The sequence below is a fragment of the Rhizobium altiplani genome (assembly GCF_001542405.1).
Lineage (GTDB): Bacteria > Pseudomonadota > Alphaproteobacteria > Rhizobiales > Rhizobiaceae > Rhizobium > Rhizobium altiplani.
Genome location: NZ_LNCD01000083.1, coordinates 41,984 through 64,057, shown reverse-complemented (window position 1 = coordinate 64,057; position 22,074 = coordinate 41,984). Strand labels below are relative to the sequence as shown.

The 22,074-nt window shown below is 60.7% G+C and carries 25 protein-coding genes; 15 read left to right on the top strand and 10 right to left on the bottom strand.

The window, feature by feature from the left end; translation table 11 throughout:
• The first annotated feature begins 33 nt into the window (after positions 1–33).
• Positions 34–387, top strand: a complete 354-nt coding sequence (locus tag AS026_RS19175) for a DMT family protein (RefSeq protein WP_018116323.1) — start codon at positions 34–36, stop codon at positions 385–387.
• Between the two features lie 33 nt (positions 388–420).
• Here the strand turns inward: AS026_RS19175 and AS026_RS19170 are convergent, their stop codons facing one another.
• The 4 genes from AS026_RS19170 to AS026_RS19155 all read right to left on the bottom strand — a co-directional run bounded on the left by AS026_RS19170 (position 421) and on the right by AS026_RS19155 (position 2,237).
• Complete coding sequence (locus tag AS026_RS19170) at positions 421–744, bottom strand: ArsR/SmtB family transcription factor (RefSeq protein ID WP_198021182.1); 324 nt, start codon at positions 742–744, stop codon at positions 421–423.
• Position 745: 1 nt separating this feature from the next.
• Positions 746–1,192 carry an SRPBCC family protein gene (locus tag AS026_RS19165; RefSeq protein ID WP_062371102.1) on the bottom strand — a complete coding sequence of 149 codons (447 nt, stop codon included), beginning with the start codon at positions 1,190–1,192 and terminating at the stop codon, positions 746–748.
• A 68-nt stretch (positions 1,193–1,260) separates the two neighbouring features.
• Positions 1,261–1,851: a hypothetical protein gene (locus tag AS026_RS19160; protein ID WP_062371100.1), complete on the bottom strand. Its 591-nt coding sequence runs from the start codon at positions 1,849–1,851 to the stop codon at positions 1,261–1,263.
• Between the two features lie 2 nt (positions 1,852–1,853).
• Positions 1,854–2,237, bottom strand: a complete 384-nt coding sequence (locus tag AS026_RS19155) for an acyl-CoA thioesterase (protein ID WP_018854766.1) — start codon at positions 2,235–2,237, stop codon at positions 1,854–1,856.
• A 320-nt stretch (positions 2,238–2,557) separates the two neighbouring features.
• Between AS026_RS19155 and AS026_RS19150 the strand changes: the two genes are divergently transcribed.
• From AS026_RS19150 to AS026_RS19120, 7 genes are all read left to right on the top strand, one after another.
• The gene (locus tag AS026_RS19150) at positions 2,558–4,378 is read left to right on the top strand and encodes a methyl-accepting chemotaxis protein (protein WP_062371098.1); all 1,821 of its coding nucleotides are present in this window, start codon (positions 2,558–2,560) and stop codon (positions 4,376–4,378) included.
• 137 nt (positions 4,379–4,515) lie between these two features.
• Positions 4,516–5,343: a hypothetical protein gene (locus AS026_RS19145; RefSeq protein ID WP_062371097.1), complete on the top strand. Its 828-nt coding sequence runs from the start codon at positions 4,516–4,518 to the stop codon at positions 5,341–5,343.
• 87 nt (positions 5,344–5,430) lie between these two features.
• Entirely contained in the window at positions 5,431–6,453 is a 1,023-nt protein-coding gene (locus AS026_RS19140; protein WP_051420105.1) for a linear amide C-N hydrolase, read from the top strand.
• 55 nt (positions 6,454–6,508) lie between these two features.
• Positions 6,509–8,170 carry an alpha/beta hydrolase gene (locus tag AS026_RS19135; protein WP_062371096.1) on the top strand — a complete coding sequence of 554 codons (1,662 nt, stop codon included), beginning with the start codon at positions 6,509–6,511 and terminating at the stop codon, positions 8,168–8,170.
• Between the two features lie 127 nt (positions 8,171–8,297).
• Positions 8,298–8,456 carry a hypothetical protein gene (locus AS026_RS42360; RefSeq protein ID WP_167354909.1) on the top strand — a complete coding sequence of 53 codons (159 nt, stop codon included), beginning with the start codon at positions 8,298–8,300 and terminating at the stop codon, positions 8,454–8,456.
• Between the two features lie 262 nt (positions 8,457–8,718).
• The gene (locus AS026_RS19125; protein ID WP_018854771.1) at positions 8,719–8,934 is read left to right on the top strand and encodes a hypothetical protein; all 216 of its coding nucleotides are present in this window, start codon (positions 8,719–8,721) and stop codon (positions 8,932–8,934) included.
• 113 nt (positions 8,935–9,047) lie between these two features.
• Positions 9,048–10,457, top strand: coding sequence for a pyridoxal phosphate-dependent decarboxylase family protein (locus AS026_RS19120; RefSeq protein ID WP_062371093.1), 1,410 nt, complete (start codon positions 9,048–9,050; stop codon positions 10,455–10,457).
• An 80-nt stretch (positions 10,458–10,537) separates the two neighbouring features.
• On the opposite strand, the gene AS026_RS19115 is transcribed toward AS026_RS19120, so the two are convergent.
• Both AS026_RS19115 and AS026_RS19110 read right to left on the bottom strand, forming a co-directional pair.
• Positions 10,538–10,957 carry a DoxX family protein gene (locus tag AS026_RS19115; RefSeq protein ID WP_025661978.1) on the bottom strand — a complete coding sequence of 140 codons (420 nt, stop codon included), beginning with the start codon at positions 10,955–10,957 and terminating at the stop codon, positions 10,538–10,540.
• A gap of 117 nt (positions 10,958–11,074) precedes the next feature.
• A complete protein-coding gene (locus AS026_RS19110) occupies positions 11,075–12,121 on the bottom strand; it encodes a sensor domain-containing diguanylate cyclase (RefSeq protein ID WP_062371091.1) in 1,047 nt (348 codons plus the stop codon).
• 286 nt (positions 12,122–12,407) lie between these two features.
• Between AS026_RS19110 and AS026_RS19105 the strand changes: the two genes are divergently transcribed.
• The 3 genes from AS026_RS19105 to AS026_RS19095 all read left to right on the top strand — a co-directional run bounded on the left by AS026_RS19105 (position 12,408) and on the right by AS026_RS19095 (position 15,806).
• Positions 12,408–13,724, top strand: coding sequence for an extensin-like domain-containing protein (locus AS026_RS19105; protein WP_062371089.1), 1,317 nt, complete (start codon positions 12,408–12,410; stop codon positions 13,722–13,724).
• A 397-nt stretch (positions 13,725–14,121) separates the two neighbouring features.
• Positions 14,122–15,048, top strand: coding sequence for an ABC transporter ATP-binding protein (locus AS026_RS19100; protein WP_062371081.1), 927 nt, complete (start codon positions 14,122–14,124; stop codon positions 15,046–15,048).
• Entirely contained in the window at positions 15,045–15,806 is a 762-nt protein-coding gene (locus tag AS026_RS19095) for an ABC transporter permease (RefSeq protein WP_025661982.1), read from the top strand. Before AS026_RS19100 ends, AS026_RS19095 begins: the two co-directional genes overlap by 4 nt.
• A 10-nt stretch (positions 15,807–15,816) precedes the next feature.
• Here the strand turns inward: AS026_RS19095 and AS026_RS19090 are convergent, their stop codons facing one another.
• Genes AS026_RS19090 through AS026_RS19080 form a run of 3 tightly spaced genes read right to left on the bottom strand, consistent with a single transcriptional unit; the run spans position 15,817 to position 17,531 of the window.
• On the bottom strand, positions 15,817–16,518 hold the full coding sequence (locus tag AS026_RS19090; protein ID WP_025661983.1) for a TIGR02281 family clan AA aspartic protease: 702 nt from the start codon (positions 16,516–16,518) through the stop codon (positions 15,817–15,819).
• A complete protein-coding gene (locus AS026_RS19085) occupies positions 16,515–16,730 on the bottom strand; it encodes a DUF1289 domain-containing protein (protein WP_062371079.1) in 216 nt (71 codons plus the stop codon). The genes AS026_RS19090 and AS026_RS19085 overlap by 4 nt, the downstream gene beginning before the upstream one ends.
• An 18-nt stretch (positions 16,731–16,748) precedes the next feature.
• Positions 16,749–17,531, bottom strand: coding sequence for an adenosylcobinamide-GDP ribazoletransferase (locus tag AS026_RS19080; protein WP_062371077.1), 783 nt, complete (start codon positions 17,529–17,531; stop codon positions 16,749–16,751).
• Positions 17,532–17,669: 138 nt separating this feature from the next.
• Here AS026_RS19080 and cobT point away from each other — a divergent pair, with 138 nt between their 5' ends.
• Together cobT and AS026_RS19070 are read left to right on the top strand one after the other, a co-directional pair.
• Positions 17,670–18,686: a nicotinate-nucleotide--dimethylbenzimidazole phosphoribosyltransferase gene (cobT, locus tag AS026_RS19075; protein ID WP_018854782.1), complete on the top strand. Its 1,017-nt coding sequence runs from the start codon at positions 17,670–17,672 to the stop codon at positions 18,684–18,686.
• A gap of 117 nt (positions 18,687–18,803) precedes the next feature.
• Positions 18,804–19,184 (top strand): diacylglycerol kinase, encoded by a 381-nt coding sequence (locus AS026_RS19070; protein WP_062371075.1) that lies wholly within the window; start codon positions 18,804–18,806, stop codon positions 19,182–19,184.
• Between the two features lie 24 nt (positions 19,185–19,208).
• On the opposite strand, the gene AS026_RS19065 is transcribed toward AS026_RS19070, so the two are convergent.
• Positions 19,209–20,744: a sensor histidine kinase gene (locus tag AS026_RS19065; RefSeq protein ID WP_025661988.1), complete on the bottom strand. Its 1,536-nt coding sequence runs from the start codon at positions 20,742–20,744 to the stop codon at positions 19,209–19,211.
• 106 nt (positions 20,745–20,850) lie between these two features.
• On the opposite strand from AS026_RS19065, the gene AS026_RS19060 reads away from it, so the two are divergent.
• Complete coding sequence (locus AS026_RS19060) at positions 20,851–21,387, top strand: thermonuclease family protein (protein WP_025661989.1); 537 nt, start codon at positions 20,851–20,853, stop codon at positions 21,385–21,387.
• On the top strand, positions 21,381–22,031 hold the full coding sequence (locus AS026_RS19055; RefSeq protein ID WP_025661990.1) for a uracil-DNA glycosylase family protein: 651 nt from the start codon (positions 21,381–21,383) through the stop codon (positions 22,029–22,031). Before AS026_RS19060 ends, AS026_RS19055 begins: the two co-directional genes overlap by 7 nt.
• The last annotated feature ends 43 nt before the right edge of the window (positions 22,032–22,074 follow it).

Sequence of the window (22,074 nt, the reverse complement as noted above, 5' to 3'; positions counted from 1 at the left end):
TGCTGCCGACACCTTTAACTCCAGGAATCGACCATGCCTTTTGCCCTTAGCCCAACCGCCATCTGGCCGGTTGTCATGCTTTTCGCCTCAAATATCTTCATGACCTTCGCCTGGTACGGGCATCTCAAGCACAAAGGCGCGGCGCTCTATATCGCCATCGTCGTCAGCTGGGCGATCGCCTTCTTCGAATACTGCCTTGCCGTGCCTGCCAACCGCATCGGTTCGGCCGTCTATACGACGGCACAGCTGAAGACGATGCAGGAGGTGATCACGCTTATCGTCTTTTCCGGCTTCTCCGTCTTCTGGCTCGGCGAGAACCTGACGTGGAACCACGCCATTGGCTTCGCCCTGATCGCGATCGGCGCATCGTTCATCTTCCGCGCCTGAGGTATGACTAGTGGCTTGCTGCACGCCAGGGGCCTAACGCTCCACCAAGGCGCGCAGGCGCTCGAGCGCGTCGTCCCATTGCCGGGAGACGCTGTCGAGATAGGCGCGCATCTCGCCGATCCGATCGGGTTGGAAGGCGTAATGGCTTTCCCGCCCGACCTTAGTGGAGCGGACGAGGCCGACCTGTTCCAGCACATGCAGGTGTTTCGTTATCGCCTGGCGGGTAAGCTCGGTGCCGGCGGAGAGGCCGGCGATCGAGCGCTCGCACCCGTCGCTGAGGGTTGTCAGCAGCGACAGGCGCGTCGGGTCTCCCAAGGCGGCAAACAGGGGTGCCGCATTGTCGCGGCGGAATTCAATGTTAGCGATCGAGGTATTCCTTGATGTTTTTCATTTGCTCGGCCCAGCCGCCGTCGTTCATCCGGAAGGCTTCCTCGCGGCGATGCGGCGGGACCTTGTCGAAACCTGACTCCGTCACCGTCAGGCGCGACCCTGACGGCGTCGGCTCCAGGCGGAATTCGACGAGGGTCGGCGGTTCGCCGGAATAGTCGACATCAGGATCGATGGCGTAGGGATGCCAGGTGAAGGAGAAGAGCTCGGGCTCCTCCATGCGCTTGACGGTCGCCTGCCAGCGGATGTGCTCGTAGCCGGGATAGGTGATGTGGCCGGTCGAATTCTCTCCCGGCACGAAGGGTCCGTCCAGCTGGACGCGGAACCATTCGCCGAACTCGCGGTGATCGGTGATGGCCTTCCAGACGCGTTCGACGGGCGCGTTCAGTTCGATGATCTTCTCGATGCGATCAGACATATCAGCAACCTCCTGGTTGCCTTTTTAATCGCATATCCGCGACAAATTGGCAACCAAAAAGTTGCGCATCATAATCCGAGGACATCGTAGATGCGGAAAATGAAGCTGATCTGATAGATGAGATTGAGCCAGACAAAAGTAGTGTGGAAGCGGCGGCTTCCGGTCCAGGCGGCAATACAGCAGAGTACTATGTAGACGACGTTGCGCGCCGGAAACTCCCAGCCGAGCGACTGGATGTGATCGGCTCCCTTGATCGCCGTATCGACGATGTCGACAGCATAGGTGATGGCGAGCGTGCCGAAAAACCACTTGCGGCGGGAGTAGAAATATTCCTCGTAGCCGCCGTACTCATCCAGCGAAGCGGGGAAGAGCAGGGCGCACAACATGAAGAACAGCCCGCAGAAACAGATGAGAAACAAATAGACGCCGAAATGGAGCACCGGTACGGCCTGCAGCCGGTACTCCCACCACCAGATGTGGATGATGAAGAGGAACATGGAGGCCGCCCAGCCGAGATGCACTGCATAGGGCTTCGCCTTTCCGGGGCGTTGGATAATGCCGGCGATCCCGGTCAGCAGCCGCGCAAGGCTGAGCGAGATCACCATCCCCATCACGACCTTGATGTGGAGAAAGACCTCCGGCGAGGCGACCGTTTCCATGCCTACTCCGCGGGAACCGGCGTCGGCTGGCCGCTTTCGTCGAGGGCGACCATGATGAAGGTCGCGGCCGTCACCTTTTCCATGTTGTTGTATCGTGCGCGGGTCGCCCAGGCCTCGACCGACAGTGTGATCGACGTGCGGCCGACGCGTTCGATTGTCGTGAAGACTGACAGCGTATCGCCGATCTTCACCGGTAGGGCGAAGGCCATTTCCTTGACGGCAGCGGTGACGACGCGGCCCTTGGCGCGTTCGGATGCGGTGATGCCCGAGGCAAGGTCCATCTGTGCCATGACCCAGCCACCAAAAATGTCGCCGGCTGGATTGGCGTCGGCCGGCATGGCCACTGTGCGAAGGGTCAGCGCGCCATTCGGCTTGGCGTCGGTCATGGAAGGCTCCTGTTCAGTGATACGGGGACAACGATTCCGAGGGACCCTAGCGCAGATGCCTTTAAAGCGAAACGCGGCCTGGTCCGGTGGCGATGCGTACAACGCCGCAGACTGCTACCATAGTTCTATAAGATCTTACCTAGCGTGTTTGTATGGGTGGAAGCTTGTTGAAATAAATCAATGCTTTGTCGCGAGAAGTGAGTCCTTGGCGAAATCTCTCGCCTTACGGCAGTTCAATAAAATCCAATTCAAATTCACCATCCGGTAAGACCCGCATAGCAGTATTCGACCATTATTAAATTCTGAACTGCCGGGGCTCAATGCGTAACGCCAAGATTTCTACCCGCCTTTATTCTCTCGTGGCACTGGCACTGGCTATTCTGGTGCTCGCGATCACCTTCTTCCTCAACTATTCGCACGCAAAGCTGGAGAGCGAGCGCAAGCACGGTCTTGCGCAAATGGATGCCACGGCCATCGCCATCTTCCAGAAATACTACAAGCTGGAACAATCCGGCGCGAAGACGCGGGAGCAGGCGCAGGGTGCAGCGAAGGAAGTGATTTCGGCCATGCGCTACGGCGACAACGGCTACTTCTGGATCAACGACATGCATCCGACGATGATCATGCATCCGATCAAGCCGGAGCTGAACGGAACGGACCTGTCGCAGAACAAGGATCCGACTGGCAAGTTCATCTTCGTCGAGTTCGCCAACACCGTGAAGAGGAGCGGTGAGGGCTTCGTCGACTACTACTGGCCGAAGCCGGGTGCAGCGGATCCTGTGCTGAAATATTCTCACGTGGTCGGTTTCGAGCCCTGGGGCTGGGTGGTCGGTACCGGCGTCTATGCTGACGATCTTGCGGCGCTCTATCGCCAGAATGCGATCTGGGCCGCCGGCGCCTGCCTCGTCGGCGCGATCGTGATTATCGCCGTGGCCTTCGGGATTGTGCGCAGCGTCACGGCGCCGATCGCCCGGCTGAAGGGTGCGATGAACGCCATTGCCGATGAAGCCGGCGCCGTCGATATTGTCGACCACAACAGGCGCGACGAGATCGGCGCCATGGCGAAGTCTCTCCTTGTGCTGCGGGATTCCGTCCGCGAGCGGGCCCTGATGCGGGATCGCGAGAGCCAGCACCAGTTGCAGATCGAGGAGGAGCGTCGCGGCAACGAGGCCAACTGGCGCTCGGCAGCGGATCGCCAGACCTTCGCGATCCAGTCGCTCGGCGCGGGACTTGAGAAACTGGCTGCGGGCGACCTGACCGTGTCGATCGGCGATCTCGGCCAGGATTATGCCAAGCTGCGCTCCGACTTCAATTCCGCTGTGGACGCACTGAACGGCGTGATCCGGGCGATCGCGGAGTCGACCAGCGTCGTCAACGACAGCGCCGGCGACATCAGCGAGGCGACCAACAATCTGTCGAAGCGTACCGAGCAGCAGGCGGCTGCGCTGGAAGAAACGGCGGCAGCTCTCGACGAGATCACTGCGACGGTGCGGACCGCTTCCGAACGTGCAGCAGAAGCCCGCGAGATGGTGGCGGAAACCAAGACCAGCGCCGGCAAGTCTGGCGATATCGTCCGCAATGCAGTCACCGCGATGAACCGGATCGAGGATTCGTCGAACCGCATCGGCCAGATTATCGGCGTCATCGATGAGATTGCCTTCCAGACAAACCTCCTCGCACTCAATGCCGGAGTGGAGGCAGCGCGCGCGGGCGAGGCGGGACGCGGGTTCGCCGTGGTCGCACAGGAAGTGCGCGAATTGGCACAGCGCTCCGCCAATGCAGCGAAGGAGATCAAAGTGCTGATCAGCACCTCGGCAAGCGAGGTAAACAACGGCGTGACGCTCGTGCGTTCGACTGGGGATGCGTTGCTCGAAATCGAGGAACTGGTCAACCGCGTGAACAATCACGTCATTTCAATCGCGACTGCGGCTCGCGAGCAGGCCACGGGGCTCAACGAGATCAACACTTCGGTCAATCACATGGACCAGATGACGCAGCAGAATGCCGCGATGGTCGAGGAAACCACGGCTGCAAGCCAGACGCTGGTCGACGAAAGCCGGCAGTTGAGCACGTTGCTTGCCAATTTCAGACTACGGGCTGCCGGCGGGACCAGCGCCGGACGCATGTCGTACGCGGCCTGAACGGTAAATCCCTAAGGAGGAAGAGGGCTCCCGGACGGTGTTCGGGAGCCCTCTTGTCTGCGTCTACTCCCTCGTGCGTCCCTTGAATTTGCGCTTTCAGATAGTAAGGTGCATGGCGTCCCCAACGGAGGCTAAGAATGCTTCGATTCTCGCCTTGCCTGCCGAGGAGCCTTTTCAGTCTCGTTTTCTGCCTATCGTCGATTGTGTTTTCGGCAGCCAGGGCTGCCGATTTTGATGCCGAACGCATGGAGCCGGAACGCGAATGGGCAGTGATTGTCAGCCCCTATGTGTGGGCAGCCTCCCTGAAAGGCAACGCGTCGCTTGCCGGCTTCGATACCGACGTGGACGTGCCGTTCTCTGAAATCTTCGACCATCTCGATCTCGCGCTGATGGGCAACGTCGAAGTCACGAACGGCAAATGGGGTGTCTACTTCGACGGGCAGCATGTTCAGACAAGCCAGGATGAGCGGGTCTTCGCGCATGAGATCGGGATCGACATAAAAACCACGACACTTGCTGCGGGGGCGTTTTTCAAAGCGTATGAAGTAGAACTTGGCGGGCAGACCGTCTTTGGAAAGCCGCGCACAATATCCTTCGAGCCGACAGTCGGCGTTCGCTGGACAGAACTGGAGGCAGACGTTTCTGCCTTTGGCGTCAGTTCGACGAAGAGTTCTGACTGGGCCGATCCATTCATCGGCCTTCGAATGAACGCCGACCTCACCGACCGTTGGAACCTGTTTGCCGAGGCTGACGTCGGCGGTTTCGATGTCGGCTCAAAGGTCAGCGTCAATGCGCAGGCGTATCTCGGGTACCGGATGGAGATGTTGGGCAAGCCGACGATCCTGCGTGCAGGCTATCGTCTGTTGTATCAGGACTATGAGAACGACGATTTCACCGGCGCGAACAAGTTTCGCTGGGATGTCAGCCAACATGGGCCGGTCGTCGGCTTCTCGATGCGCTTCTAGTTCAGTTCAAAACAACGAATGGAGTAGCGGATGATCTTCGGCAATAACCCTCTGGCTCGTTCGCTTGTTGCGTTCGCCGTCGGATCGATGATGGTCTTCGGGCAATCGGCGGCTCAGGCATGCACGCGATTGGTCTATCTCGGCCCTGACGGCAACATCATCACCGCGCGGTCGATGGATTGGAAGAGCGACGTTGCCACGAACCTGTGGGTGCTTCCGCGCGGCATTGAACGCAATGGTGAGGCGGGGCCAAACTCGATCAAGTGGACCGCGAAATACGGCAGCGTCGTTGCGACGGGATACGACGTATCGACGACCGATGGGCTCAACGAGGCGGGCCTTAATGTCAATCTGCTCTGGCTCGTCGAATCCGAGTATCCGAAGTTTGACAAGGACAGCAAGCCCGGCCTGACGATCGCCGCGTGGGGGCAGTATGTGCTCGATAACTTCGCGACCGTCGACGAGGCTGTAGCGGCGTTAGAAAAGGAACCCTTCACGATTGTCAGCGACAACGTGCCAGGTGAGAACCGGCTCACGACGCTTCATCTATCCATGTCCGACAAGACCGGCGACAGCGCGATCGTCGAATATATCAAGGGCAAGCAGGTCATTCACCACGACCGCAAATACCAGGTGATGACGAATTCGCCGACCTTCGATGAGCAACTGGCGCTGAACACCTATTGGAAGCAGATCGGCGGGACAGTCATGCTGCCGGGCACAAATCGGGCGTCCGACCGTTTCGCGCGCGCGTCGTTCTATGTGAATGCCATTCCCAAGGATGAGGACCCCAACAGGGCATTGGCGAGTGTATTCAGCGTCATTCGAAACACCTCGGTCCCTTATGGCCTGAACACGCCCGAAGAGCCGAACATTTCGTCGACGCGCTGGCGGACCGTCGTCGACCACAAGCGCATGCTGTATTTCTTCGAGTCGGCCCTGACACCCAATACGTTCTGGGTCGATCTCAAGGCAATCGACTTCTCCAAGGGGAGCGGTAAGGTGAAGAAACTCGACCTGGGCGAGAACCAGGACCACACCTATTCCGGGGACGCGACAAAGGAGTTCAAGGACTCTCAGCCGTTCAAGTTCCTCGGACTTCAGATGTAGGCAGGCTGGTCGGTCGTGCTGCCTTTACCGGCGCAAGACGCATGAGAGGGAACGCATGAAACGTTTGCTGTTGCGCCTGTTCGTATCGCTTTCGACGCCTGGGTTGGCGCTTGGCTTCATCTTCTTCGCCGCGTCGCTGACGCCGAGCCTGATGCCACGCTCCTATTTGATTCAAGGCGTGTTGTCTGGCATTGCCGCCGCGGTGGGATATTTCTTCGGGGTGGCCTTCAGCTGGCTCTGGAAGTACCTGGAACTGCGGGTCCCCGGTGTTGGCAGGCTGCGCGGCAACCTGATCGTTTGCGTACTCGGCGTCGTGCTGGCCGTAATCTTCCTTCGGCGAGTTGTCGACTGGCAGAATTCCATTCGCGACTTGTGGCACATGGAGCGCGTCGATACCGCTGAACCCTTCAGCGTCGCGTTCGTCGCAATCGTCACCTTCTTCGTTGCTGTTCTGATCGGCCGGCTGTTTCGGTTCACCTGTCTGTTCCTGTCGGGATGGCTATCACGATACGTTCCGCGCCGCGTCTCGCAGGTCATCGCAGGTGTTCTTGCGATCGCACTCTTCTGGTCGGTCGTGGATGGCGTATTGCTGCGGGCGGGATTGCATCTCGCTGATAGTTCGTTCCGTAGCGTCGACGCGCTTGTGGAAACGGGCGTGCCAATGCCAGATGACCCGGCAAAGACCGGGAGCACTGCCTCGCTTGTCACTTGGGAGGGACTTGGGCGTCGCGGACGCCAGTTTATCGCTTCGGGACCGACCGCGGCCGAGATCAGCGATTTCTGGAAGGCGCCTGCGCGCGAGCCGATACGAACCTATGTGGGCCTGAACAACGCTGAAACGATCGAGGGGCGCGCAAAGCTCGCACTCGAGGAGATGAAGCGGCAGGGCGCGTTCGAACGCTCGCTTCTTGTCATCATCGTTCCGACCGGCACCGGCTGGATCGACCCGCAGGCGATGGACCCGCTCGAATATCTGCATCACGGTGACGTGGCGAGCGTCGCTCTTCAATATTCCTATCTGGCGAGTTGGCTATCGCTGCTGGTTGAGCCGGAATATGGCTCGGCCTCAGGCAAGGCGTTGTTTCGGGAAGTCTATGGCTACTGGACGACCTTGCCACGAGACAAGAGACCGAAGCTCTACCTGCATGGCCTAAGCCTTGGCGCGCTGAATTCGCAGGTATCTGCCGATATATTCGACATTGTCGCGGATCCGTTTCAGGGGGCTTTGTGGAGCGGGCCCCCTTTTGAAAGCAGGATGTGGCGAGACGTGACGGCGGCGCGCAATCCCCAGTCGCCCGCGTGGCTGCCGCAGTTCCGCGACGGATCCCTCATCCGATTTACCAACCAGACGAACCACCTCGATATTCCCGGGGCGACCTGGGGACCCATTCGCATCGTCTACCTGCAGTATGCCAGCGACCCAATAACCTTCTTCGATGCCTATTCCTTCTATCGGGAGCCGGCATGGATGAGGCGTCCGCGCGGCCCGGATGTTTCGCCGAGCCTGCGTTGGTTTCCCGCGCTGACGATGCTGCAATTGCTGGTCGACGTGGCAATCGCCACGAGCTCTCCCATGGGGTACGGTCACGTCTATGCGCCCCAGCACTATATCGATGGCTGGGTCTCTGTGACCGACCCGAAGATTGACGCTGAGAAGCTCGATGCGTTGAAGCGGTTGTTCCAAGAGCGGTCCGCGCAGGCCAGTGCTGCCGATTAGTTATCCACAACACGCCGGTCAAGAACGGAAAGGCTGTGCGTTAACCACGTTCATTATGCTTTCATTTAGGCTCTCGTATCAGTTTGCGCCGCAGTGGCTGGGAAACCACAGCATTGAGGCTCGAAACATGACCTATAGCGGCTTGATTGTGACTGCCATCGTGGCCGGTCTGATCACAATTCTGGCAGTCGGCAGCCGTCCGGCGACCGAAGCCGCGTCCAACTGGCCGCAGATGGACGTGATGAAAACGGATCGTATCGTTACGGGGAGCGTCCCTGCGCAATAAAACGGGGACCTTGGATTTGCTCTGTGCCGACGGCCGCGAGCGCCTCTGAAGGGCGTCGCAACTTGTATTCAGGGCCTACCTGCCGCGTGGCGACGACATCGCTGCGAGAGCTCCGGCAGGATCAGGAACCGTTTTTGTCCTGGTCGTTTCTGGGCTTCCGGCCACCAGCACAAAAAATCGTTCACCCTAATTGCTAGTCCAAAGCAAGAGGACGTTAAGAGTCAGTGGGTTAAGTGGGTGGGGTTATCGAGGCAATCTACCCATGTACAGTTCCGACCTACGCTACGACGTCATTTGCGACCCGCTCGATCTCTGGATGGTGTGGGACAACGACACCGAGGAGCCCGCATCCTTCGGCGGGCAGATATTGCACGGCTTGACGGAAGGCTATGCCGTCGAAGTCGCCAAGATCATGAACGAGCTCTACGGCAGCGAGAAACACGAGGCGCCCGTGGCACTTCGCAGTGCAGGCGCCTGATTATCTGAAAGCGTTCCGTCGGGGGGTGAGCCGTTTGGCTGGCTCCGGCACTGAGTTCAGGCTATTCTCCGCCATCGCAGGCTCAACTGCCTGATGTTGGGGGGGGCGGACGCATGGGCACGAAGGAACTGTTCTCAATCGCTGCCGACCATGCCGCGCGCTTTCGCGACACGATCGATAGTCGGCCTCATCATCCGTTGCGGGATTACGCCGGCTCGCTGGAGGCTTTCGCCGCTCCGCTGCCGGAACAGCCATCGCCACTTGTCGACGTGCTTGACCAGCTAGTAACAACGGCCGAGCCCGGACTGCATTTGATGACCGGCCCTCGCTTCTTCGGCTGGGTCATCGGTGGCTCTCACCCAATGGGGGTAGCGGCTGACTTCCTAACCAGTGCGTGGGGACAGAATGCCGGCAACCATACGGTATCGCCTTCGGCCGCGGCCGTTGAAACAGTGGGCGGGCGCTGGCTGCTTCAGCTGCTCGGACTCCCCTTAGAGGCCTCAGTAGGTTTCGTTACCGGCGCAACCGTCGCGAATTTCACTTGCCTGGCGGCGGCCCGAGGCGAGGTACTGTTGCGCGCCGGCTGGGATGCCGACGCCAACGGGCTGTTCGGAGCGCCGCCCATTTCAGTGCTGATCGGCGATGATGCGCATACGACGGTATTTTCTGCCTTGCAGTTTCTCGGTCTCGGCCACGACCGCGTGATACGGGTCCCGACCGATGATCAGGGGCGTATCGTGCCGGCAGGGTTCGAACAGGCCGTTGCTGATGTCTCTGGCCCGCGCATAGCGATCCTCCAGGCCGGGCAGATCAATACGGGTGCCTGCGATGATTTCGGCAGGTTGATCCCGATCGCCAAATCGAAGGGCGCATGGGTGCATGTCGACGGGGCGTTCGGCCTCTGGGCGCAGGTATCGGCACGGCGCCGTCATCTCACTTCAGGCGTGGAGCAGGCGGACAGCTGGGCGACGGACGGGCACAAGTGGCTGCAGACGCCATACGATTGCGGCTATGCAATCGTCCGCGACGAAGTCGCGCATCGGCGGGCCATGACCATATCGGCGAGCTATCTGCCGCTTGCCAGCGAAGGCGAGCGCGATCCCTCGCACTATGTGCCGGAGCTGTCGCGGCGCGCGCGTGGCTTTGCCACGTGGGCGATGATCAGACATCTCGGACGCCAGGGCATCGAGGCCTTGGTTGATGGCGCCAGTGACGTCGCGGCATCCATAGCGCAGGCGCTTGCCAAAGAGCCGGGAATTGCGATCGCCAACGATGTGCTGCTCAACCAAGTGATAGTGCGCTTCGGAGCGGACTGGCCGGCCGAGCAGGCCGACGACCTGACCAAGCGAACGATCGGTGCCTTGCAGCGGGAAGGCGCCCTGTTTGCCGGTGGCGCGATATGGCGCGGCAGGCAGGTCTTGCGGCTGTCAGTCACGAACTACCAGACGAACACTGCCCAGGCGGTGGAGGCGGTCGAGGCGATCGTGAGAGCCTATCGGGGAGAGCGGTGCGCCGCTGCGTGACCGCATGGTGACTTCGCGCAATAATCTTCGCGACGGTCGGCGACGAGGGTAGGTGTTCAGATTTTTCAGTTCGACCGGCGCTACTGCCCGCGGCTCCTCAGCCAGTGATCGATCGAGAGAGCGCCGGCTCCCACCGCGGCGAGCACGAACATCCCACCAGCAATGGCCAGGTCCTTCTCGAAATGAAGGAGTTCGTTCTGGTCGCTGAAGTTCGTGTGGTAGAGCGTGGCGGTTGCGACGCAAAACAGGCCCAGGGCGGCTGCGCCGAAGCGGGTCAAGAGCCCGCCCGCAATAGATAGGCCGGCGCCGATCTGGAGTGCGATCGTTGCCACAAGCAGGGGAACGCTCAAGCCGAATTGCGCGGCCATCTCGACGGCGCCCGAAAAATTCAACGCCAGCGAGACGCCTTCATGCAGGAAGATCCAGGCGAGAAGCAGCCGGCCGATCAATATTGCAATATCGCGGGCGCCTGGGGCGACCGGGGATCTGCTGTCTGCCATATGCCACTCCCGACGCACGTTGCCGATGACCGCAGTCAGCCTGCAGTATAGTCCAGACGCGTGCATCCGTCGCCAGCGTTTCAGAAGGCACGTTGCTCGGTCAATGCGTGGGAGAGGTTAGGCGGCGTCCATCTTTGGATTGTCGATGCAGGCGGGAGCCTGGTGGACCTGGAAGCGGTTCTTGCCGTCGCTCTTCGCCTTGTAGAGCGCGGCGTCGGCGCAAACGAAGATGTCAGAACGCAGCGATGCGTCGTGGAAGGCAACCCCGACGGATGCGCCGACATCCATTTTGGCGCCGTTCCGTTCGATAGAGCGGTTGAGGCGCCGAACGACTGTCCCGGCGAGCGCGGCGACGCTTTCGACACTGTCGTAGCCGCTGACGAGAACTGCGAACTCATCGCCGCCAATCCGTGCCACGAGGTCTGCCCCCGCGCACGCTGCGAGCAACCGTTCTGCCGTTTCCTTGAGGCAATCGTCGCCCGCCTGGTGGCCGAAGGTGTCGTTAATGCCCTTGAAGCCGTCGAGGTCGATCAGAAGCAGGGCAGCGGCATTGCCGCCAACGGAGCACAGAGGCAGGCGCTGCAGCGCGGTCTGAAACTGCGCGCGGTTCGGCAGGCCGGTCAGGATGTCGAATTCCGCCAGATAGCGGATCTGATCGTACATCATCTTTTCAGCCGTGATGTCGAGTTTCATGCCGAAGATCCGGACGGGGACATCGTCTTCACACTCAACGGTCGCGGTGATGCGAATCCAACGCGTATGGCCCTTGGGCGTGAGGATCTCGGCATCGAGCGTAAATCCGGTCCGATCCTCGATCGCTCGGCCGCGGAGACGAATAAGCTCGGAAAGCGATTCTCTAGAGTAGCATTTCAGGATCTCGGCGCGGTCGAGATTCGCCTCATGTGGCAGGTCGAAGAGATCGTAGACCATCTTGGTCCAGACAAGCTGATTGTCGGGTAGGCTGCATTCCCATACGCCAATCCGTGCGGCCTCGGACGAGCGATCGAATATCTTCCGGCTGTGCGCGAGGGCGACCGCCTGCTGTTCGAGCTGCCGCTCCTTGTCCGCGAGTTGGCGTTCCAGCGCCGCCACGGCAGCCTCGCTGCTACCTCGGGATGACGCCATCGGGTCTGCGATTTTGACGAAAGCAGCGAAGAAACTCATACCCGGTCCGACGTTGGATGGCTCAATCTTACAATCGTTGGAATGACTTAAGATTTCGTTTTTGTACAGCATGCGGCAACTTGTGTTGTCGAGGGCGGCTATGTCCAAATTGTGACAGCTGCGCGTCGGGTCAGCGTCTTGTCCTTGGCCTGGATAGGTGCTGTCCGGGCTCGGTTTCGGGAGTTGGGGGCGGCAGTCGCGATCCGGGTAAGCTTTCGTTCACCGTTCATCGTTAAATTTCGGCTCAAGTTTTAGATCCCTGCCGTTCCTCGGAAGCGATGAGAGTATGGCGTTTGTTCCCATTCTTCGGCAATACGTATTGCCCGTGCTGCTATCGACAGCCCTGGTGACGTGTTCCACCGATGGCCTTATTCCGCCCGGCGAGGTGGACAATGGAACACGGGTGGGATCGATCTCTCCGGCAAGCCGCCGTGCACCTGTGCCGCAAATGCAGACAGCGCCGAGCGAGCAGGCCTATCCGGCCGCAAACGCGCCTGTCAGCGATGCCGCAGGATCGGTGGATTATCTCAACACCCCCAATCTTGCTGGAACAGGTGAGAGCCGCAGTGGCAGCCAGACGCTACGGGCATCTGCGCAGCCCGGGCGACTGCCAATGATCGACAGCGACGAGGCGATGGCGGGCGCGCAGGGCGCTGCCGGCTCACTTCGAAACCAGCCTTCGACCTGGGGCGGAACGCAGCCACTTTCCGTGCCTACCGGTGGCGTCAATATGGATGCTGAACTGGGGGCGGAGCCTGTCGTCGGTCTGGCAGAGGAGCAACAGCAGCAGATCGCCGAGGGCCAGTCCGACCAGCCCGTTGTCGATGGCATCGGCACCGAAAATCCGACCCAGCTTAACAGCGCGCGGATCCCTGCGCCCGCGGCGCAGGCGCAGATGGGTAACGCACCTGTCTGGAATGACGGAAGGCGGGTGGTTGCGCCGGCGCGCGTGCCCGAAGAGAACGAGGTCGCCATGTTGCGACCGAACAACCCGACCGCGCCGATGATGAGCGAACCGGTCGCGCCCGCTGATCCGAGCGTAATGCCAGCCTCGGAGCTTGCCTGTCGCCGTGAGTTGAAGCGGATGGGTGTCCTCTATACCGAGAAGCCGCCGATCTCAAACGGGCCGGCCTGCCAGGTGCCGTACCCGATCTCATTGCAGGGCCTGTCAGGCAATATCGGCGTCCGGCCGGCGGTGACGCTGAATTGCCAGGTGACGCTCGCCTTCGCCAAATGGGTCAAGAACGAGCTCGCGCCTTCCGCCCGCTTTCGCTACTGGTCCGGTATCAAGACCATCCAGCCCCTCGGCGGATATAGCTGCCGCCGCATGAACAACAGCCGGCAGCGCTACAATCCGATGTCCGAGCACGCTCACGGCAACGCAATCGATGTCGGCAAGTTTGTCCTGAAGAGCGGTCACGCGATCGACGTGCGCAAGAAAGGGTTGTTCTCTTTCCGGGAGGGCAGGCTGCTGCAGGCCGTGCGCAGCGACAGCTGCAAGTACTTCAACACGGTGCTCGGACCGGGCAGCAATCCAGAGCATTGGAACCATTTTCACTTCGATCTGCGCGCACGCCAGAGCGGTAGGGTCTACTGCGATTGAAAAGGAAAGGCCGGCCTGAGAGCCGGCCCCCAATGCGAACGCGGCGCGGGCGACGGCCGCCCAGCCGGATCCTGTCATCTCATGTCATCATAGGTAATACACTCTACTGTATGTCGAGGAAGCAAAGGAGCGTAACGAGATCGCTCGGACGGCGGCTCCGCAAGGGGTGCGGCGGGACGGAGAGCGCTTGCTTGCCTCGCCGTCTTTATGGATCAGAAATATCACCGTCTGATGACATCTGCTGCTCTGGGGTTCGCTGAAGGCGCGAAGGATCTTTTCTTCCCGCGCGCCTTTTCACGCAAGTGAATACTCTGTTCACCTGTGTTGGGATGTCAAAACTACTCAAAGCGGATATATAGCGCCCCAGCAACTCCCGCCGCAGATGTCAGAAGAGTTCATGGCCCCCATCATTTCCATTCGAAATCTCACCAAGACCTACGCCAACGGATTTCAAGCGCTCAAGGGCATCGATCTCGATGTCGAGAGGGGTGAGATTTTAGCCTTGCTCGGGCCGAACGGGGCGGGCAAGACAACTATGATCTCAATCGTCTGCGGTATCACGAATCCGACCGGTGGCACGGTCACGGTCGATGGCCATGACGTGGTGAAGGAGTTCCGGTCGACGCGCTCGATGATTGGCCTCGTTCCCCAGGAACTTACCACGGACCAGTTCGAGACCGTGTGGAATACCGTCAGCTTCTCCCGCGGGCTGCACGGCAAGCGGCCCAATCCCGGGCATATCGACAAGGTGCTTCGCGATCTGTCGCTGTGGGACAAGAAAGACAATATGTTGCGGCAGCTGTCCGGTGGCATGAAGCGGCGCGTGCTCATTGCCAAGGCACTGTCGCATGAACCGCAAATCCTTTTCCTCGACGAGCCGACCGCGGGCGTGGATGTGACGCTGCGCAAGGACATGTGGCATGTCGTGGAGAAGCTGCGACGCTCAGGCGTCACGATCATCCTGACGACACACTACATCGAAGAGGCGGAAGAGATTGCCGATCGTGTCGGCGTCATCAACGGCGGGGAGCTGCTTTTGGTGGAAGACAAGACGGCACTGATGGCCAAGCTTGGCCGCAAGCAGCTCATTCTCGAATTGACCGAGCCATTGCAGGCGTTGCCGGATCGGTTTGCCGGCAACGGCCTCTCGCTCGTCGCAGACGGCACCCGCCTGATCTACGATTTCGATGCAGAGAAAGAACAGGAAAGCGTTGCCACGTTGCTGACCCGGCTCAGCGAGCACAACATTCACTTCAAGGATCTTTCGACGCAGCAGAGCTCGCTGGAAGACATCTTCGTGGCGCTCGTGGGAGGTGCGAAATGAACGTCGAAGCCATCAAGTCCATCTATTTCTTCGAAATGGCGCGCACGCGCCGGACGCTTCTGCAAAGCGTCGTGTCGCCGGTGATCTCGACGTCGCTCTATTTCATCGTTTTCGGCGCGGCGATCGGCTCGCGGATCCAGGAAGTGGAGGGGGTATCCTACGGCGCGTTCATCACGCCCGGCCTGATCATGCTGACGCTGCTTGGCCAATGCATCAGCAACGGGTCGTTCGGCATCTACTTTCCGAAGTTTACCGGCACGATCTACGAGGTCTTGTCGGCCCCGGTGGCCATGAGCGAGATCCTGCTTGGCTACGTCGGTGCGGCGGCGACGAAGGGACTGATGATCGGGGTGATCATCCTGCTTACGGCGAATCTATTCGTGGATATCAGGATCCAGCATCCGGGGATGATGGTTCTATTCTTCCTGCTGACGGCGATCACCTTTAGCCTTTTCGGATTCATGATCGGCATCTGGGCCGCCAACTTCGAACAGTTGAACCTGATCCCGATGCTGGTCGTGCCGCCCCTGACGTTTCTTGGCGGCAGTTTCTATTCGATCAACATGCTGCCGCCGTTCTGGCAGGCGGTAAGCCACTTCAATCCGGTGCTCTACCTTGTCAGTGGTTTCCGCTGGAGCTTCTTCGGCATTGCCGACGTCAATCCGCTGGTCAGCCTCGGGATGATCTCGCTCTTCCTGCTGATTTGCCTCGGTAGCCTGGGCTGGATCTTCAAGACGGGATACAGGCTGCGGAGCTAGACCGAGGCCATTAGTCTCGCATCCGCAGTTCGTCCGTCTGGATCTGGAGGGAGCCGAGGGTGGAGAGGAAGCTCATGCCGAGCAGGCTCTGGTCGAGCTTGCCGTCCTCAGCGACGCTGGCCGGGACGTTGTGACGAACGATCGGGCCGATCGCGACCTCGGCAAGCGTCACGCGAGCTGCGCGGGCGCGGCCGTTGGCGGTCATTACGCTCATCGAATAATCGAGATTTTCCGGGATGATGCCAACTCGCTTCGCATCCTCGCGGGACAGCGCAATCATGCTGGCGCCGGTATCGACCAGCATGGAAATGCTCTGGCCGTTGACCGTGACATAGGCTTCGTAGTGGCCGTTCAGGACTTTGTGAAGGATCACCTCCTGACCGCCCTCGCTGGTTGTCACGACAACGGCACGCCCCGGCACGAGGCCGGCCAGCAGGCGGTTACCGACGCCAAGCGCTTCCTGGCGATACAGATACACGGTCGCAAGAGCGAGGATCAGCACGAGCCAGATCATGAGGTTGCGCAGTGTCTCGCTCGCGCTCGTGCGCCTCGCCCAGATGCCGGCGGCCAGCATTAGTGCAATCGGAAGCAGATAGACAAAGCGGCCGAAATCATCGGTTCGCATGCCGAAGACGCGGGTCGTGTCGCCGCTGAACAAGAGGACTGCGAGACCGAGGCCAAGGACCGCAAGGACGATCGTCAGACGGTTCATGCACGCTGCTCCGCTGTGGCCTGCTGAGTCGGCTTCGATGGGGTCGTCAGTCCGCATGCGGCAAGCCGCGCGGGCAACAATGTCATCAGACGCCGGCGCTCTTCGTCGGAAAAGGACATCCAACCGCCGATCTCCGGAAGCGTGCGACCGCAACCCGTGCACAGGGCGGTTTCCGAATCAATTGAGCAGACGTGGATGCAAGGTGTTTGCATGCAATCTATATCGAGATTTCAGAAAGCCATGGCAAGGGCGCAGAAGGCGGCGATCTCCGAAATCTGTTGGGTAGCCCCAAGCGTGTCACCGGTGTGTCCCGTGAGTTTGCGACGGACGATGCGCGTGAAGACCATGGCGGATAAGCCGCAGGCGAGAAGGGCGCAGACGAGGGGCAGGAGGCCAAGGCTCGGCCAGAGCAGCAGGGCCGCGAAAAGGCAGGCTGTGGCGAGCGCCATGTGCATCGCACCTTCGCCCGGCTGTCCCGCGGCGGCCGCCACACCATCGGGTTTTGCTGCCGGCAGCCGATGCCAGTGCCAAACGAGCGCGGCGCGGCTGATACAGGCGATCGCCGGAATGGCAAGGGCTGCAGCCATGGGCGGGGCTTCTCGTGCGACAGCGGCGAGTCCCGCCGCGCGAAGCGCAAACGACAGAATCAAGGCGATCGCGCCGTAGGTCCCGATGCGGCTGTCCTTCATGATCGAAAGCGCGTGATCGCGGTCGCGCCCGCCGCCGAGGCCATCGGCGCAGTCGGCGAGGCCATCCTCGTGCAGCGCGCCGGTCAATGCCGCCTGGACGGCAAGCGCGGCGAAGGCCGACATCAGCCGGTCGGCGCGCAGGCCAAGCATGACCAGCAAGACAAGCGCAGGCAGCAGTGCGATGACAATGCCCGCCGCGGGGAAGGCGCGGGAGGCGCGGTCAAGCTTGCCGTTAAAGTCGGCGAAGGCAAAAGACGGCATCGGAATACGGCTGAGGAAGGCAACCGCACGAGCAAGGTCGGCCGCATAGTTTCCGATATTCATTCTGACCCCGACCCCGCGACCATATGCAGCGCTTTAGGTGTTGTTCGCCTCGGCGCCTGCCTTTAAGAGAGTTGCGACGAAGGAAGCTGATTTGCAGCGAAAAGACAAGTTACCGACCAAGACAAGGAAGCCGCATTCATGAGCGTTTCAGGCCTGCCGTTCGACGATTTTCGGGCACTTTTGCGCGATCTGCCGGGACCGGATGCCAGGGCACTTGCTGCCGCGCGCGAGCGCGATGCGCAGTTGACGAAGCCGCCCGGTGCGCTCGGACGGCTTGAGGAAATTGCATTCTGGCTCGCCGCCTGGACGGGCAGGGCGCCTGCAGTGAATCGGCCGCTGGTGGCGATCTTCGCCGGCAACCATGGCGTGACTAGGCAGGGCATCACGCCGTTTCCGCCTGCCGTCACGCAGCAGATGGTCGAGAATTTTGCGGCCGGTGGCGCTGCGATCAATCAGATTTGCGTCGCCTATGACCTCGGGCTGAAAGTCTTCGATCTGGCGCTCGACTATCCGACCGGCGACATTACCGAAGAGCCTGCTTTGTCCGAGCGTGACTGTGCGGCGACCATGGCCTTCGGCATGGAAGCGATCGCTGGCGGTACCGATCTTCTCTGCATCGGTGAGATGGGAATCGGCAACACCACGATCGCAGCGGCGATCAACTACGCCCTTTACGGCGGCACTGCGCGTGATTGGGTTGGTCCGGGCACGGGTTCCGAAGGCGAGATGCTGGAGCGCAAGATCGCAGCCGTTGAGCGGGCCGTTGCGCTCCACAGCGATCATCTGGACGATCCGCTCGAGATCATGCGCCGCCTCGGCGGTCGTGAGATCGCGGCGATGGCGGGAGCGATCCTTGCCGCGCGCGTCGAGAAGATTCCGGTATTGATCGACGGCTACGTCGCAACGGCAGCCGGCGCCATCCTCAAGGCTGCCAATCCTTCGGCGCTCGATCACTGCCTGATCGGCCACGTCTCCGGCGAGCCGGGCCATTTGCGGGCAATCGAAATGCTTGGCAAGACGCCGCTTCTGGCGCTCGGCATGCGGCTCGGCGAGGGGACGGGGGCGGCCCTTGCGGCCGGGATCGTCAAGGCGGCGGCGGCCTGCCATTCCGGCATGGCGACGTTTTCACAGGCAGGCGTCACCAACAAGCACTGACCTTCAGGTTTGTGACAGGTTGATGACGGAGCCCTTGCCGCGGCGACCGCGAACCGGTATTCGCAATTTCTGACTGGCGGCGACAAGGCCGCCATTGACGGACAACGAGGGCACTTGATGAAACCTGCCGTGACAAAACTCACCGGCATTAGCCACTTTTTTGCAGCCGCCGGCTACTCGCTGGGCGGCTTCAGGCGGTTGATCAGGGAGGCTGCATTCCGGCAAGAACTGCTGTTCTTCGCGTTTTCACTCATCCTCCTGATCGTCGTCGGGGCAACGCTTGCCGAGCTGATGATTGCCGGCGTGCTATTTCTTGCCCTCTTTGCCATCGAGGCCCTGAACACGGCGATCGAGGAAGTCATCGATAGGATTTCGCCGGAGATTTCCATGGTCGGAAAGCACGCCAAGGATCTCGGCTCCTTCGCCGTCGTCTGCATGATCGTTGCGTGCGGCGTGTTCCTGCTGTTCACGATCGGCAAGCATCTGCTGTTTGGATAGAGGCGCCTGTGGTCGACCAGACGGTCAAGCAAAACTCCGGCGCTTGCGGGAGACCGCCGGCGCATCTTCGACCGCCGGGACAGTCTGGAGCACGCGTTTGGCGGGCAGGATGGCGATGACTTCGGTGCCTTCGCGCAGCTTCGATTTGAGGATGAACTGGCCGTCGTGCTTGGCGAGGATCGCCTGAACGATTGGCAGGCCGAGGCCGGTTCCTTGTTCGGCGCTCTTGATCGCGATCGACCCCTGGCCGAAGGCCGAGAGAACCACGGGGATCTCTTCTTCAGGAATCCCGGGGCCATTGTCCTTGATGGAGATGTATTGGCCCCCGCCGGCGGTCCAGCCGACCTTGACGCGGATTTCGCCGCCTTGCGGGGTGAACTTCACGGCATTGGACAGCAGATTGAGGACGACCTGACGCAGTGATTTCTCATCCGCCCAAACGGCCGGCAATTCGGCCTCGAACTGCGGCGAGATGGTGATGTTCTTGCCGCGTGCGCGTAGCTGCACCATGCCGATGCAATCTTCCGAGATGTTCAGCAGCGAGACGGCTTCCTCGCTCAGCTCGTATTTTCCGGCCTCGATGCGCGAGAGGTCTAGGATCTCGTTGATGAGGTTCAACAGATGCTCACCCGAGCGGTGAATGTCGCTGGTATATTCCTTGTAGGTGGCGTTGTTGAGCGGCCCCATCACTTCGGCGGACATGACTTCCGAGAAGCCGAGGATCGCATTGAGAGGCGTGCGCAATTCGTGCGACATGGATGCGAGGAAGCGGGACTTTGCGAGGTTTGCTTCTTCCGCCCGGCGGCGGGCCTCATCGGACATCGACTTTGCGACTTCCAACTCGGCGATCAGGTCGTCCTTCTCGGCCTGATAGGCGAGGATCCTGAGGTTGGACTGGAACAGCCGGTCGCTGATGTAGTTGAAGAGGATAACCGTCGTGGTGAAGACGGCCGTCAAGCTGATCTCGAGGATTCCACGGGAAAGGCCAGCCTGGGCGATCAGTCCGAGGACGACCGGTGCGAACGTGATGAGCACCGACGGCGTCAGCATGAAGTTCGACATCGCAGTGATCGAGAGCGCGATCAGCAGCGTGGCCCCCTTGTAGAGCAGGAAGCTCGAGGGTTCGCATGCCATGCAGTCCTGCAGGGCGAACACCGCCCAGCAGCAGCCGACCATGAATTGTCCAAACAGGAGAAGGCGGCGCCATTTGCGGGCCGTCGTCGCGTTGATCTCCTGGCCTCGGGCGCGGCGCGCCAGAAATACGTTGGTGGCATGGGCCGTCAGGGTCAGAAGCGCCCACAGAAAGATTTGCGTGTTTTCGGTGAAGTAGACGCCGAGGGCGGCGATGATCATGACGAAGAGCGGGACGATCGATGCGCCCTGCAGGACCGTATTGATATACATTACCAGCACGTCGCGATCGAACGTACCGCTTGCGGCGTGGCTCGACTGGAGGCGCTCCCGCGTCAACCGCACAGCCTTCGACACTGGCTTGTTGCGGTGGCTGCGTGACTTGTCGACGATGTTCTTGTCGGTCGATGTGCTAACGCCAGTACCCATTGTGCACGTTGAAACTTGATCCGCGGTTGTCTAAACCGTAAAGCGCAATCCTTAAGATGGTGTTAGCCATCTTTGCCAAGGATTTGTTTTTTAAGGAGGCGAAAGCGTGACGCGCGGTTTGCGGGTGATGCGCGACGGCGTGACGGCGCTGGCTCTGCTGGCATTCCTGTGGCTGATTGCAGCCAAGCTGAATGATGACGCGGCAACGGTCTATTCCGGCCAGTTTCACGCGGCTGACGGCGACAGCCTGAACATAGGCGGCGATCGGATGCGGCTATACGGTATCGACGCGCCCGAGCTCAGCCAGACATGCGAGCGTGCAGGCAGCGAATGGGCGTGCGGGCGAGAGGCGAAGCAGGCGTTGCAAGCCCTTGTCAGGGCCAACGATACGCAATGCAGGGGAACCGAACGGGACCGTTTCGATCGCCTGCTGGTGGTCTGCCATGCTGGGGGGGCGGATCTCAACGCCACGATGGTGCGAAAGGGCATGGCGGTATCCTACGGAGCGTATGGTGACGAGGAGGCGCGGGCGAGGGCGCAGAAGGTCGGGCTCTGGGAGGGCACGTTCGAGATGCCGCGGAGCGTACGCGACCATGCGCCGCGCCCAGTTGCACGTGGTGTCCTGGGGTTGCTCGGATGGTGATCTCAAGAGGTGCGCCGGACGAGGCAGCGCTCGATAGTCTTCGGCAGGAGATTGCGGCCTGCCGCATCTGTCGTGACACGCCGCTTGGCGGCGCGAATGGTCGTTTGCCGCACGAGCCGCGGCCGGTCGCAGTGATATCGTCGAAGGCGAGGATCCTGATCGCGGGGCAGGCGCCCGGCCTCAAGGTTCATGAGAGCGGCATTCCCTTCAATGATGCATCCGGCGACCGGTTGCGCGACTGGCTGAGGGTGGATCGGGAGACGTTCTACGACCCCGACTGTTTCGCCATCGTGCCGATGGGCTTCTGTTTTCCCGGCTATGACTCGAAGGGAAGCGACCTGCCGCCGCGGCGTGAATGTGCGCCGCATTGGCGGAGCAGGGTCATATCGGCCATGCCGCAGATCGAGCTTGTCCTTGCAGTCGGCCAATATGCGCAGGCGTGGCACATGGGCGCTGAGCGCAGCGAGAATATGACGGAGACGGTGCGAGCCTGGCGAACGACGCTGTCGAAGGTCCGCATGCCTGGCATCTTGCCGCTGCCTCATCCGAGCTGGCGCAATACCGGATGGATCAAGCGCAACCCGTGGTTCGAGACGGAGTTGTTGCCTGTGCTGCGCGAGCGGGTCGCCTCATTGCTGCGCTGAAACAAAATTCTTTTAAACTGCCGGAATCACGCTATACAAAGAA

Bases quoted from the DNA above. Each gene is read 5' to 3' on its own strand.
- AS026_RS19175 (WP_018116323.1), top strand. From the start codon at position 34: ATGCCTTTTGCCCTTAGCCCAACCGCCATCTGGCCGGTTGTCATGCTT.
- AS026_RS19165 (WP_062371102.1), bottom strand. From the start codon at position 1,192: ATGTCTGATCGCATCGAGAAGATCATCGAACTGAACGCGCCCGTCGAA.
- AS026_RS19160 (WP_062371100.1), bottom strand. From the start codon at position 1,851: ATGGAAACGGTCGCCTCGCCGGAGGTCTTTCTCCACATCAAGGTCGTG.
- AS026_RS19155 (WP_018854766.1), bottom strand. From the start codon at position 2,237: ATGACCGACGCCAAGCCGAATGGCGCGCTGACCCTTCGCACAGTGGCC.
- AS026_RS19150 (WP_062371098.1), top strand. From the start codon at position 2,558: ATGCGTAACGCCAAGATTTCTACCCGCCTTTATTCTCTCGTGGCACTG.
- AS026_RS19145 (WP_062371097.1), top strand. From the start codon at position 4,516: ATGCTTCGATTCTCGCCTTGCCTGCCGAGGAGCCTTTTCAGTCTCGTT.
- AS026_RS19140 (WP_051420105.1), top strand. From the start codon at position 5,431: ATGATGGTCTTCGGGCAATCGGCGGCTCAGGCATGCACGCGATTGGTC.
- AS026_RS19135 (WP_062371096.1), top strand. From the start codon at position 6,509: ATGAAACGTTTGCTGTTGCGCCTGTTCGTATCGCTTTCGACGCCTGGG.
- AS026_RS42360 (WP_167354909.1), top strand. From the start codon at position 8,298: ATGACCTATAGCGGCTTGATTGTGACTGCCATCGTGGCCGGTCTGATC.
- AS026_RS19125 (WP_018854771.1), top strand. From the start codon at position 8,719: ATGTACAGTTCCGACCTACGCTACGACGTCATTTGCGACCCGCTCGAT.
- AS026_RS19120 (WP_062371093.1), top strand. From the start codon at position 9,048: ATGGGCACGAAGGAACTGTTCTCAATCGCTGCCGACCATGCCGCGCGC.
- AS026_RS19115 (WP_025661978.1), bottom strand. From the start codon at position 10,957: ATGGCAGACAGCAGATCCCCGGTCGCCCCAGGCGCCCGCGATATTGCA.
- AS026_RS19110 (WP_062371091.1), bottom strand. From the start codon at position 12,121: ATGAGTTTCTTCGCTGCTTTCGTCAAAATCGCAGACCCGATGGCGTCA.
- AS026_RS19105 (WP_062371089.1), top strand. From the start codon at position 12,408: ATGGCGTTTGTTCCCATTCTTCGGCAATACGTATTGCCCGTGCTGCTA.
- AS026_RS19100 (WP_062371081.1), top strand. From the start codon at position 14,122: ATGGCCCCCATCATTTCCATTCGAAATCTCACCAAGACCTACGCCAAC.
- AS026_RS19095 (WP_025661982.1), top strand. From the start codon at position 15,045: ATGAACGTCGAAGCCATCAAGTCCATCTATTTCTTCGAAATGGCGCGC.
- AS026_RS19090 (WP_025661983.1), bottom strand. From the start codon at position 16,518: ATGAACCGTCTGACGATCGTCCTTGCGGTCCTTGGCCTCGGTCTCGCA.
- AS026_RS19085 (WP_062371079.1), bottom strand. From the start codon at position 16,730: ATGCAAACACCTTGCATCCACGTCTGCTCAATTGATTCGGAAACCGCC.
- AS026_RS19080 (WP_062371077.1), bottom strand. From the start codon at position 17,531: ATGAATATCGGAAACTATGCGGCCGACCTTGCTCGTGCGGTTGCCTTC.
- cobT (WP_018854782.1), top strand. From the start codon at position 17,670: ATGAGCGTTTCAGGCCTGCCGTTCGACGATTTTCGGGCACTTTTGCGC.
- AS026_RS19070 (WP_062371075.1), top strand. From the start codon at position 18,804: ATGAAACCTGCCGTGACAAAACTCACCGGCATTAGCCACTTTTTTGCA.
- AS026_RS19065 (WP_025661988.1), bottom strand. From the start codon at position 20,744: ATGGGTACTGGCGTTAGCACATCGACCGACAAGAACATCGTCGACAAG.
- AS026_RS19055 (WP_025661990.1), top strand. From the start codon at position 21,381: ATGGTGATCTCAAGAGGTGCGCCGGACGAGGCAGCGCTCGATAGTCTT.